Source organism: Micromonospora sp. NPDC005206 (assembly GCF_040608175.1).
Lineage (GTDB): Bacteria > Actinomycetota > Actinomycetes > Mycobacteriales > Micromonosporaceae > Micromonospora.
The window spans coordinates 38,633-52,286 of record NZ_JBEXHU010000023.1 but is presented as its reverse complement, the minus strand read 5'-3'; the positions used below and the strand labels follow the sequence as shown (position 1 = coordinate 52,286).

Here is a 13,654-nt window from a genome sequence, read left to right as displayed (position 1 = left end):
CAGCGGGCCCGACGGCAGGCTGTGCGCAGCTCACGCCGGGCCCGCTTCAAGGGCGGCGAGCGATCAGTCGCTGGCCTTGTGGTCCTCGCCGTACTCGCCGCGGATGGGTAGGTAGTAGGCGGGTAGGAAGCCGGCGATGATGGCGACGCCCGCGATCGGCACGAACGTGCCGACGAGGATGCCGGAGCCGATCCAGATCAGGGCGAGCGCGAATCGGCGGCCGATGGCCCGGACGCCGAAGGGGCCGAGGCTGGGGTCCAGCAGTTTGGCGCGACGGAGATAGGCCCAAATGATGTTGAACAGGGCTGCCGCCGTCCACAGTGTGGCGCCGTAGACGACGACCGCCGTACGCAGGCCCTGCTCCGCACGTAATGAGCCGGCGAGCAGCGACGTGGAGAACGGCAGGAACGCGATAACCATCAAGAGCAACGTGTTGAGGAACAACACCCCATGGTCGGCGTGCCGGACCCGGTCGAACATGACGTGATGGTTGACCCACACCTGCCCGATGAGCAGGAAGCTCAGCGCGTACGCCAGGTATGACGACCACAACGCCCCGAGGCCCCGCAGGAGATGCCCGAAATCCTCCGGCGGTTGGATCTCCAGCACGAGAAGCGTCACGGCGATGGCGAAGACAGCGTCGCTGAAAGCTACCAGTCGGCCCGGTTGACGCGCGAGCCTCGGGCCATCGCTCCTGGAAAGCATGCCCCAAGTATGCTATTTGTCCGCTTCTGCCGCGCTCGTCCGCGGCCCGCGCGCGGCCTAGTTCTGCGGTGCCAAGGTGCGCAGGACGCAGAACTCGTTGCCCTCGGGGTCTGCCATGACCACCCAGTTCCGGCCCGCGCCCTGGCCCACATCCGTCCTGGTGGCGCCGAGGCTGAGCAATCTGGTCACCTCGTCGTCGGTGCTGCCGTCGATCGGACTGACGTCAAGGTGCAGCCTGTTCTTCACGGTTTTACCCTCGGGCACCTGGATGAACACCAGGGTGGGCGCCATCTGGCGGGCCCGGACATCCTCGACGGTCGGCACCCAGGAGCCGATCTCGACCTTGCCCTCGCCCCGGTCGATCACCTGGAAGTCCAGGACCTCGCACCAGAAGGCCGCGAGCCTCTCCGGATCGTGGCAGTCAACGGCCAACTCGGTGAACCTGCTTGTCACGACTCTCCCTCACAGCGCGGACGGCGCTCAGAGTATGCCGCCCGCCCGACAGATCCAAGATCGTCCTGGCCGCGAAATGATCACCGCTCCCGTTGTCTGAAGTCAGCCCCTCATGCTTGGTCAAGACACAGGCAGAAGGGGTGCCCGGCGGGGTCGAACATCACCCGGACGTTCTGCTGCGGCTGGATCTCCGCCACGGTGGCTCCCAGGGCGACCGCCTCGGCGACGGCCGAGTCCAGGTCGCCGACCTGGAAGTCGAAGTGCATCATGGGGCGCTGTTCCCCGTCGATCGGAGGCCAGACCGGCGTCCGGTAGCCATCCGCCTGCTGGAACACGAAGAAGGGTCCTTGCGGGGAGGCGGCGACGATCGCTGTTCCAGGCTCCTCGTGTCCGATATGCCACCCGAGAAGCTCGGCGTAGAACCTGGCCAGACCGCTGGGGTCCGGCGCCTCGATCGTCGTTCCCCACCACATGCCGCTGGTTCGTGACCTCATGCCCGTAGCCTGCCCTATGATCACGACCTCGTGGTGCCGAGAGCGCGCCAGGTCAGGCGGCGGTCTGCTCTCCAGCCGAAGACCAACCCCCGGCCCGCGCTTGCGCGGACCGCGCCGACGCCACGAGAATCCTGGGCCGTGTCGGAAGATCACCAGCCGGAGAGCGGCGAGGACGAGACGGTCATCGAGAGCTACGTCGCCGGGTGCCCCATCGACCCGGGGTTGGCCGGTCAGATCGTCGGGTTGGCAGACCTACCGTGGAACGATCGGGACCTTACCGACAGGGCGATGCGCGGTCTCGGGTGGTCTGACGACGAGGTACCGACCGACGAAGCTCGCTTCGTCACCGCGGCCGGTCACGCCGTCTACGGCGACTTCTGCCTCTACCTGCCGTTCGCCCATTCCTACGACGTCGGCGGCGAGTTGTGGCCGGACGACTTCTGGGGCTCGCTGCCCGGCTGGTCGAGCCAGCCGGCCGGCCGCGAGGAGTTCAAGGCGCACGTCGACGCTGCCATCGACCGGTTCGCCGAACAGCTCGGCCCACCGGAGTGCGACGTCCGGACCGAAGGCCGGCACCTCTCCATCGGTCGGTACTCGCGGCGGTACGCGGCCTGGCGACGTGACGGCAACATCCTCGTGATCGGCGTGGCCCTGGACGGCTACTCATACGCCCAGGACGAGGAGGCCGTCGTCTACATCGGTGAGTTCGCCAAGGACAGGCCGTTCCCGAACGCCGCGGACTTCCTCAACCTCCTGCACGCCTAGACCCGCTGCCGCGCCAACCGAATATTCCGTGGTGTCGAACAGCTGCCCTGGGATGCTGTCCGGGTGACCGTCATCCGCTCGGTGGTCCTCGTGGGCCTGTTCTCGGCGAAGGACCGCGATTACCAGGATCGCCTCGACGCGCTGGAGGCGCAGGTAACGGCACTGGGAGGCCAGGTGCTGGACCGGTTCGTCCAGCGCAGGGGCGTCTCCGACGGTGGGGTACGACTGATGACCGCGCCATTGTCGCGTCGGTTCCTCATCGGCCCGGGAAAGCTGGACGAGATCGCCACGACCTGTTCGAGCAGAAACGTCGACGCGGTCGTCTTCATCAACGGCCTGAGCGGCTACCAGCGCAGATGGCTGTCGACGCGCCTCGGGCGCCCGGTGCTGACCCAGGCCGACCTCGACCCGTCAGCGCATCACCTGACCAGCCCCACCCGATCTCAGCGTCGCGTTGGCCGTGGCCAGAGACCCAGACGCCAACGGTAGTGCGACATCACCTCGCGTCTCAAACACGCTATACGTGGAGTCGCCGAGCGGGCCGGGCCCGTGTGCGAATGGTCAGCGGGTCAGGCCGACGAGCGTCGCCAGGCGCGCCACGCCGGCCGGCGCCGGGCAACCCCGGGCGACTTCGGCGATCACGGTACGCGCCAGAGGCCGACACCGGACCTCGGCCGGCGCAACGCTGTCCGCGTCCACGAGGGCGCGTGCGGCGCCGCGCAGGTCACCGATCTGGAGGTACGCCCGCGCGGCGTCCACCAGATACGCGCCCCGATACTCGGCCGGCAACCGCCGCCACGCCTCCCGTCGGATCACCGTCACGTGCCGCCGCACCGCCTCGGCAGCGTCACCCCGCTCCACGGCCACCATCACCCGCGCCAGGTCGACAACGATCGGCCCGAAGCTGGTGCGGTGCGTGTCGTCGTACCCCCGAAGCTGGGCAGCGATCCCGGCGGCCCGGTCGGTCAGCTCCTCGGCGCGGCGGCTGTCGCCGCAGCCGGCGGCGGCCAGAGCGGCCTGGAGCAGCAGAGTCCCACCCACAGCCCACTCCCCCGCCGGCCGCTGCGGCGTCGGTGGGATGCGGTTCGCGGCGGTGAGGGTCGCGGTGAGGGCCAGGCGGTCCCGGCCCGACGCGCGCAGCGCCTGCCCGACCGACACGGCCGCCGTCGCGGCGAGGACCCGATCGTCGCCCGCCACGGCCATCGCCCGGTCGGCGGCCAGCCACCCGAGGTCGGCCTCGCCGAGCTTCACCAGCACGGATGAGGTGATCCGGTACGCCTGCACCAGCAGCTCCGCCGCCTGCGCGCCCTGGGCGGCGTCGAGCAGACCCGGCAGCACCCGCACCAACTGCGCGTAGTGCGCGTGCTGGTAGGTCATCCAGGCGTACCCGACGTGCCTTCTCAGCTCATCCGTTGTCTGGGCTGGGGCTTGTGGAGTGTCGTAGCGGGCGAGAGCGGCCCGGATGTCGTCCACCCCGTCCGGCGTGCCGGCCGGCGTGCTCCGCGGCTGGCCGAGCAGCACCTCTGGCTCGACCCGCAGCACGTGGGCCAGTTCCTGGATCACCGAGTACCGGTCCAGGGTGCGGACGCCCCGCTCGACCTTGTCCACCCAGCTCTTCGACCTGCGGAGCCGGTCGGCCAGCATCTGCTGCGTCATCTGCCGCCGCACCCGCCAACACGCCACACGCCGGCCGATCGGTAGGTCATCGCTGGTCACGCCGCCACCGCCGGTCCGGGACCGCGCGGGTCGTGTCCTCCACCGGTACGCGATCCGCCTCGGCCTGGGCCAGGAGGCGTTGCTTGGCGGCCTCCCGCTCGGCCGCCTCCGACTGTTTGCCCTTGTTCTCCGGAGCGCTGTCGTCCTGACCGCTCATCCCCGCCTCCTCAGGTCGAGGCCCAGCGGTGATGCTCGGGGACCGACCACCCGCGTACCAGGCCAACGGGACGCAGCGACGTCCCAAAGCGGACACTAGGGCCGATCAGTGATGCCGAAATTACTGCCAGTTATGCAACCAGGTTGACGCCGATACGCCCAGCGAGCAGCCGCAGGTCGTCGGGAATGGCGCGGCGCTTGGCACGCTGTGCCAGCGTCACGACGGCATCGCGGGCGAGAGTGTTGATGGCGAACGGGATCGGTGCGGCCCGCTCAGCCTGCACAAACGCGGCAAGCGCCTCGGTGTCCCGGCGACCGCCGTCCGCGAGAGCTCTCCCGAGATCAAGCCAGTAGGACTGCTGGCGGATGGACGCCGCGAGGACCTGCGGCCGGACCTTCCGGGATAGTTCGATCACTCGGCCGGACTCGCCCTGCTCCGCAGCGATAGACATCTCCCAGAGCCCGACATTGGTCGGACCGAAACCGCAGCCGTTGAACCCGGCCCCGTCTGACGGGTCGCCGAGGGTCACCGCCTCACGTGCCGCCTCGGCAAGATGATCGCGAGCGACATCCGGACGACCACTTACCGACGAGGTCAGCGCGGCAGAAAGGTGGAGCTGTCCGAGCATCTGTCGCACCCGCTCGTCAGCCGCGTCGGCCTGAAGCTCGCGGAGCGAGCGATCGGCAGCACGGGCGGCAAGCGCGGCCGACTCGATCGGCAGGCTCTGCGCGTAGGCGAACCGGGAGGCGCCGATCCAGGCCGGGTCGTCGGTGTCCTCGGCGACCAGTGCGGCGAGCCGAGCGGCATTGAGCGCCAGGTGTCGGTATCCGAGGTGCCGGAGGCAAGCGGAGGCTTGGTATGCGACCTGGGCGAGCGCGGCCCCACCCACCGCGGCGGCTTCGAGCAGCAGACCGGGGAGCAGGCGAGCCATTGCCGGGTAGTTGCAGGAGGTCCGGAGTTGGTCGCTGCGGGCGATCTCGGCGGCCAGACGGTCCTCGGTGTAGGTCGACGGGCGGCGTTCACCGTCCTCGATTTCGATCAGGGCCGACCAGATCGCCGGTACGCACTCGGCGGCGGTCTCGCGGGCCGGATCGCCGGACTCCGTGCCTTGGCCAAGCAGGTCGGCCACGGTGACCTGGAGTGCGGCAGCGAGAGCGACCAGAGTGGAGCGGCGGTCGATGGTCTTCCGGCCCGACTCAACCTGCGACACGTAGGACTGGGTGACACCAGCGAGCCCAGCGAGGACGGCCTGAGTCATGCCGCCACGGCGCATCCGCCAGTACCGGATCCTGGCACCGATGGTGTCCGGCTTCGTCACCATACCTTCGCCCACTCCCAGGTAGAGGACCGGGATAGCGGCCACGCCCAACTATCCCCGCACGGTTGGACGGTACACCGACAGAGCGTCCAAGCGATGACGCTGAGTGCCCGAGAAGCGTCGCCCCGCGCAGTCGCACTTGGCAAACCGCAGCGTCGGAGCTGGCTACGGTCGCCTGTGACCTGGACGAGCCGGACTGAGGGCCTCGATGTGGCGCTTGCACGGCTTCCGGATCTGTCGATGAGCGTGCGTCGGTAAGGTCAAACGAAACGCCGAAGCGTACGACGTGGAGGGCGAAGCCATTGCCGTGGGCGCTCAGGAGCGCGGGTGAGGGAGTTCGAGGTGTAACCGCTCTGATGTCGAGCGATTTCATGACGATGGTGCTCAATGAGTTCGGGGTAGTCGGCCAGGTGTCTGCGGCGCGGCTCGAGTCCCGGTCTGGCGCTGGGGTCCGTGCCGTGCGCACGACCGACGGGCAGACCGCATACCTTAAGGTCACTCCCGCCCTGCTGGGGCCGCAGGCACTGGCAGCAGCTCGGCGGGAACTCTTCTTCTACCAGGACGTCGCGCCAGTCGCCTCGGTGCGCACACCGAGGCTTCTCGATTGCGTGGATGCCGAGGACGGTGTAGCCGTGCTACTTGAGGCGGCAGGCGAGCCCAAGGAGCCCACGTCATGGACTGCAGGCATGTGGGCAAGCCTGGGTCGGGAGCTGGCCACCCTACACAGCATGCCGCTACCAAAGGGCGGGGGCTGGAACCGCCCCGATGCGCTGCGCGAGGCCCTGGCCGACCCGGACCTGGAAGAGATCCACGCCTTCTGGGCCCCCGTGCTTCCGCAGCTTGCCGACCTCGTCTCCCGGCGCGTCGAACTTGAAGATCACATTGGGGCACTACCGCCGGTCTTCATCCACGGCGACTGCCACACAGACAACATCGTGCACTCTGCCGGCTCACTGGTGTTCTGTGACTGGCAGGCGGCCGGCATCGGTCGGGCTGTATCCGACCTGGCCTTCCTCAGCGTCCGTGTCACACCCGCCGGCGTGACCGTCCCCCGGGCTCTGATCGACGCCTACCTGGATCATCGGCCGTCCGAGCGCCACACGCTGCAGCGTGCGCTGCTGGCGGAAGAGCTCGCCATCCTCGTCTTCCTGTGGCCGCCCTTCGCCGCGTTCAACAGCCCGTCGGGGATCACCCACGTCCGCCGCAGAGCGCGCGAACTCACGGGGCAGTGGTTCGAGACACTAGCCTGACAAAACGTCCGCTGGGACCCGCACGGGCATCCGGATCTGCCGCCGTTCGTGCGCTTGGCTTGCTGGTCGACTGTCACCGTCGCGCTGATTGCGTTGGATCGCCGCCGTGGACATTCCCGGCAGCGGCTTCCCGGAGGAGGGCTGGCCGGGGCGCCGGCTGCAGGTTGGCCCGGAAGTCGTCCTGCGGCCGGCCCGGCCGCTCACTCGGTGCGTGATGATCGACATGGCACAGGATCGGGCGGGCGAGCGGAACGATCTGCTCAAGACCCTCGCTGAGTACCATGAACTGGCCTTCGGGGTTTTCGCCACGGTCGAGCGGTCAGGCCGGGTCGCCGCTGGCCATGTGCGCTCCTGGGCGTAGGTCGAAAGAAGCGCCGCGATATCCGCAACTGCCGCGATATGCGTGCGTCCTCCTTCAAGCGATTCGACATCAACGTCACAACGCCACGATCGCCGCCGTCTCCGCCGGCAACTGGATTCGGTCCCGCATCACCGTGACCCCCTCCCCCGTGGCCAGCAGCACCCGCCGCGCCACCTCCGGCAGGCTCACCCCTTGCCCCCGCCCAGCCAGGTTCGCCACCACCAGCGTCTCCCCCCGCCGCATCAGCAGGAACTGATCCCCGTGCTGAACGGATACCGCGTGCAGCCGAGGATCCGACAGGTCCGGAAGAGACCGACGCAGCGCGATAAGCCGCTGGTAGAACGAGAACATCTCCCGATGCTCAGGCTTGTCCAGCTCCGCCCAGTCCAACCGCGACCGCACGAACGTCTCCGGATCCTGCGGATCCGGCACGTCCCCCTCCGGCCACCCGTGCGCCGCGAACTCCCGCCGCCGCCCGTCCACCACAGCAGACGCCAACTCCGGCTCTGGATGCGACGTGAAGAACTGCCACGGCGTAGACGCCGCCCACTCCTCCCCCATGAACAGCATCGGCGTAAAGGGCGCGGTCAGCAGCAAGACAGCGCCGACCCGCAGCAGCGAAGGCGACAGCGAAGCCGAGATCCGATCACCGGTAGCCCGGTTGCCGATCTGGTCATGGTTCTGCAAATAGGCAACCAGCCGATGACCAGGGACGCGCGAGTCCAGAGGCCGCCCATGGTGGCGGTTACGGAAGCTGGACCAGGTGCCGGCGTGGAAGAACCCACCCGTGAGCACGTCCGTCAGCGTCTCCAGGGAGCCGAAGTCCCCGTAGTAGCCCTGCCGCTCCCCCGTCAGCAACGTGTGCAGCGCGTGGTGCGCGTCGTCGTTCCACTGGGCGTGCAGCCCAAAGCCGCCCGCCTCCCGAGGGGTGATGAGCCGTGGGTCGTTGAGGTCGGATTCGGCAATCAGTGACAGCGGGCGGCCCAGGTGCGTCGACAAGGACTCGACCTCGATGGCCAGCTCTTCGAGCAGCGGCACCGCTCGGGTGTCGGGCAGGGCGTGCACGGCGTCCAGGCGCAGCCCGTCGACGTGGTAGTCGCGTAGCCACATGAGCACGCTGTCGATGATGTAGCGGCGTACCTCGTCGGAGTGCGGGCCGTCCAGGTTGACCGAGCGGCCCCAACTGTTGCTCTGCTCGGCGAGGTACGGTCCGAACCGCGGCGCGTAGGCCCCGGAGGGCCCGAAATGGTTGTAGACGACGTCGAGGATCACCCCCAGCCCCTTGGCGTGAGCAGCGTCGACGAGGCGTTTCAGGCCGTCCGGGCCGCCGTAGGGCTGGTGTGGGGCGTACCAGCAGACGCCGTCGTACCCCCAGTTGTGTTCGCCGTTGAAGGCGTTGACCGGGAGCAGTTCGATCAGGTCGACACCGAGTGAGACGAGGTGGTCGAGGCGGTCGATGGCCGCGTCGAAGGTGCCCTCGGGGGTGAAGGTGCCGATGTGCAGCTCGTAGAGGATGCTGCCGGGCAGTTGCCGGCCCGTCCACGCGTCGTCGGTCCACTCGAAGGCGGCGTGGTCGTAGCGTCGGCTGGGCCCGTGCACACCCGCAGGTTGCCACGGCGACCGGGGGTCGGGCAGTGGGGTTTCGTCGTCGTTCAGCAGAAAGGAGTAGTCGAGCCCGGCGTCGGGCACCTCGACCCGCCACCAGCCGTCGGCGGCGGCGCGCATCTCGTGGTCCGCGTCGCCCGGCAGGCGCAGCCGGACCCGGGTGGCGTCCGGCGCCCACACGGTGAATTCGGTCATCACGCAGCCTCCACGGAAGCGGTGGGAGGAGCCAGCAGTGCGACGGGATAGTCGGCCAGCAGGTCGGCCACGGAGGTCTCTCCGCCACTGTAGACCCGGCCGGTGAACAGGTCCTTCACCTCGTTAACGGGAAGCGACAGGACTGTGTCACACCAGCCACCGACACGGGCCAGGCCCAGCGGCAGGCGGGTGGCCACCCCGATCGCGCCGCCCCGGTCGAAGGCCACCGCGAACCGCCCCTCCGGCCCGTGCGCCGGCACCGACCGGTAGCCGGTGAACAGCTCCGGGTGCGCCCGGCGCAGCCGCAGGGCCCGCGAGACCACCAGCAGCTTCGCGGCGCCGCTGTCGTCCACCGGCGGACGCCAGCCGCCGTCCAGACGCGCCAGCAGCTCCCGGCGTACGGAGAAGTCGACCGGGCGGCGGTTGTCGGGGTCGACGAGGGAGTTGTCCCACAGCTCGGTGCCCTGGTACGTGTCCGGAACACCGGGCATGGCGAGCTGCACCAGCTTCTGGCCCAGTGAGTTGGACCAGCCGGCCGGGGTGATCGCCGTCGCGAGCTCGGTCAGCTCGTCGTGCAGGCTCGGGTCGTCGTACATCAAATCGACCACGGCGTGCAGCGCCTGCTCGAAGACCGGGTCGGGGTCCGCCCAACTGGTCGAGGTCGACGCCTCCCGCGCGGCCTTCTCGACGTACGTGTGCAGCCGCTCCCGTTCGATCGGCCAGGCGCCGACGGCGGTCTGCCAGAGCAGGTGGGCGAAGGCCGGGTCGGGCAGCGGTGCGTACTCCATCCAGCTCTTGACCTGCTCGGCCCATTGGCCCGGCAGCTCGCTGAGCACGGCCAGGCGGGCGCGGACGTCCTCGCCGCGTTTGGTGTCGTGGGTGGAGACGGTGGTCATGCTCGCCGGCCAACGGACCTGCCGGGCGGCGGCGAAGCGGTGGAACTCCGCCGGCGGTACCCCGAAGTGGGCGGGGCTGTCGCCGACCTCGTTGAGCGCCACGAACCGGGTCCAGCGGTAGTAGGCGGTGTCCTCCACGCCCTTGGCCATCACCGCGCCGGTGAACTGGGGGAAACGCTGGGCCAGCTCGTCGTCGGGGTCGCGCAGCCGGCGGGTGACCCCGTCCAGGGCTGTGGTCAGATCCGGGCGGCGCCGGCCCGCCTCGGAGCGGGCGGCGGCGAGGTGCTGGTCGCCGTGCGGCGGGTAGCCCCGATACACGGCGAACGCGGCGGCCAGCTCGGCGAGCGCCGCGCGGGCCTGCTCGGTTGGCACCTCGGGGGCGAGGGCGGCCAGCCGGGTCAGCTCGGCGGCGAGCAATCGGGTGGCGGCGGCCAGCTTGGTGGCGTGGGTCAGGTCCTCCCACGAGGTGTGCTGCCCGGTCAGCCGGGTGTCCAGCACGGTGAAGTCACCCTCGGCGTCGGTGTCGACGAAGAGCCCGCCGACCGCGGCGAGAGCGTCGTAGCCGGTGGTGCCGTCCACCGGCCAGTCCGGCAGTTCCTCGCCGTACTCCAGGATCTTCTCCACCACGAGCCAGGCCTCCGGCGCGGCCTCCCGCAGCCGGGCCAGGTAGCCGCCGGGGTCGCGCAGGCCGTCCGGGTGGTCGACCCGGATGCCGTCGACCTCCCCGGCGGCGGCCCAGCGCAGGATCAGCTCGTGGGTGGCGGCGAACACCGCCGGGTCCTCCACCCGCAGCCCCGCCAGGTCCGAAACGGCGAAGAACCGGCGGTACGTCAGCTCGGCGTCACCGCGCCGCCAGGAGGCCAGCTCGTAGTGCTGCCGTTCGTGCACCTCGCGGGCGCTGCCGTCGCCGGTGCTGTCGGCGATGGGGAACCGGTGCTCGTGGTAGCGCAGCTCCCCGTCGACCACCTTGAGGTCGTCCAGGGCGTCCGGCGCGTCGGCCAGCACCGGCAGCAGCAGCCGGCCCCGGTCCCAGTCGATGTCGAACCAGTCGGCGTACGTCGAGGCGCGCCCCCGGCGCAGCACGTCCCACCAGGCGGGGTTGGCTGGCGGCACGGCCACCCCGGCGTGGTTGGGCACGATGTCGACGACCAGGCCGAGCTTGGCGTCGCGCAGCGCGCGCAGGAGCCGCTGCCGAGCGGCTTCACCGCCCAGCTCCGGGTTGACCGCGCGGTGGTCGACCACGTCGTAGCCGTGCGCCGAGCCGGGGGTGGCGGTCAGCAGCGGCGCGCTGTAGAGGTGGCTGACGCCGAGATCGGCCAGGTAGTCGACGATCTCGGCGGTGGCGTCCAGGTCGAAGCCGGGGCGGACCTGCACGCGGTAGGTGGTGCGGACGTCGTTGGGTTTGTCGGTGTGAGGGGGCACCGCCATCTCAGATCATCCTTTCCAACACCACCAGAGAACGGTCCGGCACCCGGACGGTGCCACCCGCGCTGATCACCGTGACGTCGTCTGGTTCGGGTTCGGCGGTGCTGATCACCCGTTCCCACTTCTGGCCGTACTCGCTGCCGGGCAGGGTGAAGTCAAGCGGCGCGTCGTGGGCGTTGAAGCACAGCAGGAACGAGGCGTCGTGGTGGCGCTGGCCGTACTGGCCGCGCTCGCGGATGCCCTCGCCGTTGACGAAGAGCGCCACCGAGCGGCCGAAGTCGTTGCCCCAGTCGTCGCCGGTCATCTCCCGCCCGTCCGGGGTGTACCAGGCCAGGTCCGGCAGCGGCTCGTCGACCTCGCGCCCGCCGACCGGCAGGCCGGTGAAGAACCGGCGGCGGCGGAACACCTGGTGCCGGGCCCGGAACGCGGTCAGCGTCCGGACGAACTCCAGCAGCTGGGAGTCGGTGTTGTCCCAGTCGACCCAGGCCAGCTCGCTGTCCTGGCAGTAGGCGTTGTTGTTGCCGTGCTGGGTGCGGCCCAGCTCGTCGCCGTGGCCGATCATCGGCACACCCTGGGAGAGCATCAGCGTGGCCAGGAAGTTGCGCCGCTGTTTGGCCCGCAGGGCGAGCACCGCCTCGTCGTCGGTGTCGCCCTCGACCCCGCAGTTCCAGGACCGGTTGTGGCTCTCGCCGTCCCGGTTGTCCTCGCCGTTGGCCTCGTTGTGCTTGTCGTTGTACGACACCAGGTCGTTGAGCGTGAACCCGTCGTGGACGGTGACGAAGTTGATGCTGTGGAAGGGGCGGCGGCCGTCGTCCTGGTAGAGGTCGGCGGAGCCGGAGATCCGGGACGCGAACTCGGCCAGGGTGGCCGGCTCACCACGCCAGAAGTCCCGCACGGTGTCGCGGTACTTGCCGTTCCACTCGGTCCACACCGGCGGGAAGTTGCCCACCTGGTAGCCGCCGGGGCCGACGTCCCACGGCTCGGCGATCAGCTTGACCTGGCTGACCACCGGGTCCTGCTGGACCACCTCGAAGAAGGTGGAGAGCCGGTCCACCTCGTAGAACTCGCGGGCCAGGGTGGCGGCCAGGTCGAAGCGGAAGCCGTCGACGTGCATCTCCTGCACCCAGTAACGCAGCGAATCCATGATCAGCTGAAGTGAGTGGGGGCTGCGCACGTTGAGGCTGTTGCCGGTGCCCGTGTAGTCGACGAAGTAGCGGCGGTCCTCCTCGCTGAGCCGGTAGTAGCTGGGGGCGTCCACGCCCTTGAAGCTCAGCGTCGGCCCGAGGTGGTTGCCCTCGGCGGTGTGGTTGTAGACCACGTCGAGGATGACCTCGATGCCGGCCGCGTGCAGCGCCTTGACCATGCCCCGGAACTCCTGCACCTGCTGCCCCAGGCGGCCCAGCGCGGAGTAGCCGTGGTGCGGGGCGAAGAAGGCGATGGTGTTGTAGCCCCAGTAGTTGCGCAGCCCCAGGTCGACCAGCCGGTGGTCGTGGATGAACTGGTGCACGGGCATCAGCTCGATGGCGGTCACACCGAGCCGGGTCAGGTGCTCGATCATCGGCGGGGAGGCGATGCCGGCGTACGTGCCGCGCAGCTCCTCGGGGATGTCCGGGTGGCGCATGGTCAGCCCCCGTACGTGTGCCTCGTAGATCACCGAGTGGTGGTACGGGGTGCGCGGTGGCTTGTCGTTGCCCCAGTCGAAGTACGGGTTGACCACCACCGACTTGGGCATGAACGGCGCCGAGTCGGTCTCGTTCATCCGCTCCGGCTCGGCCATGTCGTAGTCGTAGACCGCCGGGTCCCACGTCACGTCGCCGTCGATCGCCTTGGCGTACGGGTCGAGCAGCAGCTTGTGCGGGTTGCAGCGCAGCCCGTTCGCCGGGTCGTACGGCCCGTGGACCCGGTAGCCGTAGCGCTGCCCCGGCTCGATCCCCGGCAGGTACGCGTGCCAGACGTAGGCGTCCACCTCGCGCAGCTCGACCCGCCGCTCGGCGCCGGTGTCCCACTCGTCGAAGAGGCACAGCTCCACCCGCTCGGCCAGCTCCGAGAAGATGGCGAAGTTGGTGCCCATCCCGTCGTAGGTGGCGCCCAGGGGGTACCGCTCGCCCGGCCAGACCTGCATGTCGCTCCTTCAGACCTTGGTCATGTGCGCACCGCGCCACGAGCGCACCGGCGTGGGCCCAGCGCGCACGTCGGTATTGCCCCCCGCCCCGCGGCGCCAATCCATCCTTTCAGGGGACGCCCGGAATGCACCTGTCTGATGCGCGCCAGGCCTTCAGGTGTCTTCCGTCACCTTGTCCCTTCTGAGGATGCG

At 69.6% G+C, this 13,654-nt stretch carries 13 protein-coding genes; 4 read left to right on the top strand and 9 right to left on the bottom strand.

The genetic code is table 11. The features are described from left to right. Positions 1-63: 63 nt before the first annotated feature. The 3 genes from ABZU69_RS29825 to ABZU69_RS29815 all read right to left on the bottom strand — a co-directional run bounded on the left by ABZU69_RS29825 (position 64) and on the right by ABZU69_RS29815 (position 1,652). Positions 64-705 carry a TMEM175 family protein gene (locus ABZU69_RS29825; protein ID WP_354967636.1) on the bottom strand — a complete coding sequence of 214 codons (642 nt, stop codon included), beginning with the start codon at positions 703-705 and terminating at the stop codon, positions 64-66. 57 nt (positions 706-762) lie between these two features. Further along, on the bottom strand, positions 763-1,158 hold the full coding sequence (locus ABZU69_RS29820; RefSeq protein ID WP_354967635.1) for a VOC family protein: 396 nt from the start codon (positions 1,156-1,158) through the stop codon (positions 763-765). 110 nt (positions 1,159-1,268) lie between these two features. After that, positions 1,269-1,652 carry a VOC family protein gene (locus ABZU69_RS29815; protein ID WP_354967634.1) on the bottom strand — a complete coding sequence of 128 codons (384 nt, stop codon included), beginning with the start codon at positions 1,650-1,652 and terminating at the stop codon, positions 1,269-1,271. A 138-nt stretch (positions 1,653-1,790) separates the two neighbouring features. On the opposite strand from ABZU69_RS29815, the gene ABZU69_RS29810 reads away from it, so the two are divergent. After that, positions 1,791-2,417: a hypothetical protein gene (locus ABZU69_RS29810; RefSeq protein ID WP_354967633.1), complete on the top strand. Its 627-nt coding sequence runs from the start codon at positions 1,791-1,793 to the stop codon at positions 2,415-2,417. Between the two features lie 63 nt (positions 2,418-2,480). Next, positions 2,481-2,906 carry a hypothetical protein gene (locus ABZU69_RS29805; protein ID WP_354967632.1) on the top strand — a complete coding sequence of 142 codons (426 nt, stop codon included), beginning with the start codon at positions 2,481-2,483 and terminating at the stop codon, positions 2,904-2,906. A 72-nt stretch (positions 2,907-2,978) separates the two neighbouring features. Here the strand turns inward: ABZU69_RS29805 and ABZU69_RS29800 are convergent, their stop codons facing one another. The 3 genes from ABZU69_RS29800 to ABZU69_RS29790 form a co-directional block, all read right to left on the bottom strand. Further along, positions 2,979-4,133, bottom strand: coding sequence for a helix-turn-helix transcriptional regulator (locus ABZU69_RS29800; protein WP_354967631.1), 1,155 nt, complete (start codon positions 4,131-4,133; stop codon positions 2,979-2,981). Then, complete coding sequence (locus tag ABZU69_RS29795) at positions 4,120-4,290, bottom strand: hypothetical protein (RefSeq protein WP_354967630.1); 171 nt, start codon at positions 4,288-4,290, stop codon at positions 4,120-4,122. Before ABZU69_RS29795 ends, ABZU69_RS29800 begins: the two co-directional genes overlap by 14 nt. Before the next feature lie 130 nt (positions 4,291-4,420). Then, a complete protein-coding gene (locus ABZU69_RS29790; RefSeq protein WP_354967707.1) occupies positions 4,421-5,611 on the bottom strand; it encodes a helix-turn-helix domain-containing protein in 1,191 nt (396 codons plus the stop codon). Positions 5,612-5,964: 353 nt separating this feature from the next. Here ABZU69_RS29790 and ABZU69_RS29785 point away from each other — a divergent pair, with 353 nt between their 5' ends. Both ABZU69_RS29785 and ABZU69_RS29780 read left to right on the top strand, forming a co-directional pair. Then, on the top strand, positions 5,965-6,858 hold the full coding sequence (locus ABZU69_RS29785; RefSeq protein ID WP_354967629.1) for an aminoglycoside phosphotransferase family protein: 894 nt from the start codon (positions 5,965-5,967) through the stop codon (positions 6,856-6,858). Between the two features lie 106 nt (positions 6,859-6,964). Beyond that, on the top strand, positions 6,965-7,219 hold the full coding sequence (locus tag ABZU69_RS29780; RefSeq protein ID WP_354967628.1) for a hypothetical protein: 255 nt from the start codon (positions 6,965-6,967) through the stop codon (positions 7,217-7,219). Between the two features lie 75 nt (positions 7,220-7,294). Here the strand turns inward: ABZU69_RS29780 and treZ are convergent, their stop codons facing one another. The 3 genes from treZ to glgX are packed head-to-tail and all read right to left on the bottom strand — an operon-like array spanning position 7,295 to position 13,462. Continuing rightward, complete coding sequence (treZ, locus tag ABZU69_RS29775) at positions 7,295-9,019, bottom strand: malto-oligosyltrehalose trehalohydrolase (protein WP_354967627.1); 1,725 nt, start codon at positions 9,017-9,019, stop codon at positions 7,295-7,297. Continuing rightward, a complete protein-coding gene (treY, locus tag ABZU69_RS29770) occupies positions 9,019-11,343 on the bottom strand; it encodes a malto-oligosyltrehalose synthase (RefSeq protein WP_354967626.1) in 2,325 nt (774 codons plus the stop codon). The genes treZ and treY overlap by 1 nt, the downstream gene beginning before the upstream one ends. Before the next feature lies 1 nt (position 11,344). Continuing rightward, positions 11,345-13,462, bottom strand: coding sequence for a glycogen debranching protein GlgX (glgX, locus tag ABZU69_RS29765; RefSeq protein ID WP_354967625.1), 2,118 nt, complete (start codon positions 13,460-13,462; stop codon positions 11,345-11,347). Positions 13,463-13,654: the final 192 nt, after the last annotated feature.

What these genes read in the sequence shown, in the direction of transcription:
- ABZU69_RS29825 (WP_354967636.1), bottom strand. Translation starts at nt 705, where the DNA reads ATGCTTTCCAGGAGCGATGGCCCGAGGCTCGCGCGTCAACCGGGCCGA.
- ABZU69_RS29815 (WP_354967634.1), bottom strand. Translation starts at nt 1,652, where the DNA reads ATGAGGTCACGAACCAGCGGCATGTGGTGGGGAACGACGATCGAGGCG.
- ABZU69_RS29795 (WP_354967630.1), bottom strand. Translation starts at nt 4,290, where the DNA reads ATGAGCGGTCAGGACGACAGCGCTCCGGAGAACAAGGGCAAACAGTCG.
- ABZU69_RS29790 (WP_354967707.1), bottom strand. Translation starts at nt 5,611, where the DNA reads ATGGTGACGAAGCCGGACACCATCGGTGCCAGGATCCGGTACTGGCGG.
- ABZU69_RS29785 (WP_354967629.1), top strand. Translation starts at nt 5,965, where the DNA reads ATGTCGAGCGATTTCATGACGATGGTGCTCAATGAGTTCGGGGTAGTC.
- treZ (WP_354967627.1), bottom strand. Translation starts at nt 9,019, where the DNA reads ATGACCGAATTCACCGTGTGGGCGCCGGACGCCACCCGGGTCCGGCTG.
- treY (WP_354967626.1), bottom strand. Translation starts at nt 11,343, where the DNA reads ATGGCGGTGCCCCCTCACACCGACAAACCCAACGACGTCCGCACCACC.
- glgX (WP_354967625.1), bottom strand. Translation starts at nt 13,462, where the DNA reads ATGCAGGTCTGGCCGGGCGAGCGGTACCCCCTGGGCGCCACCTACGAC.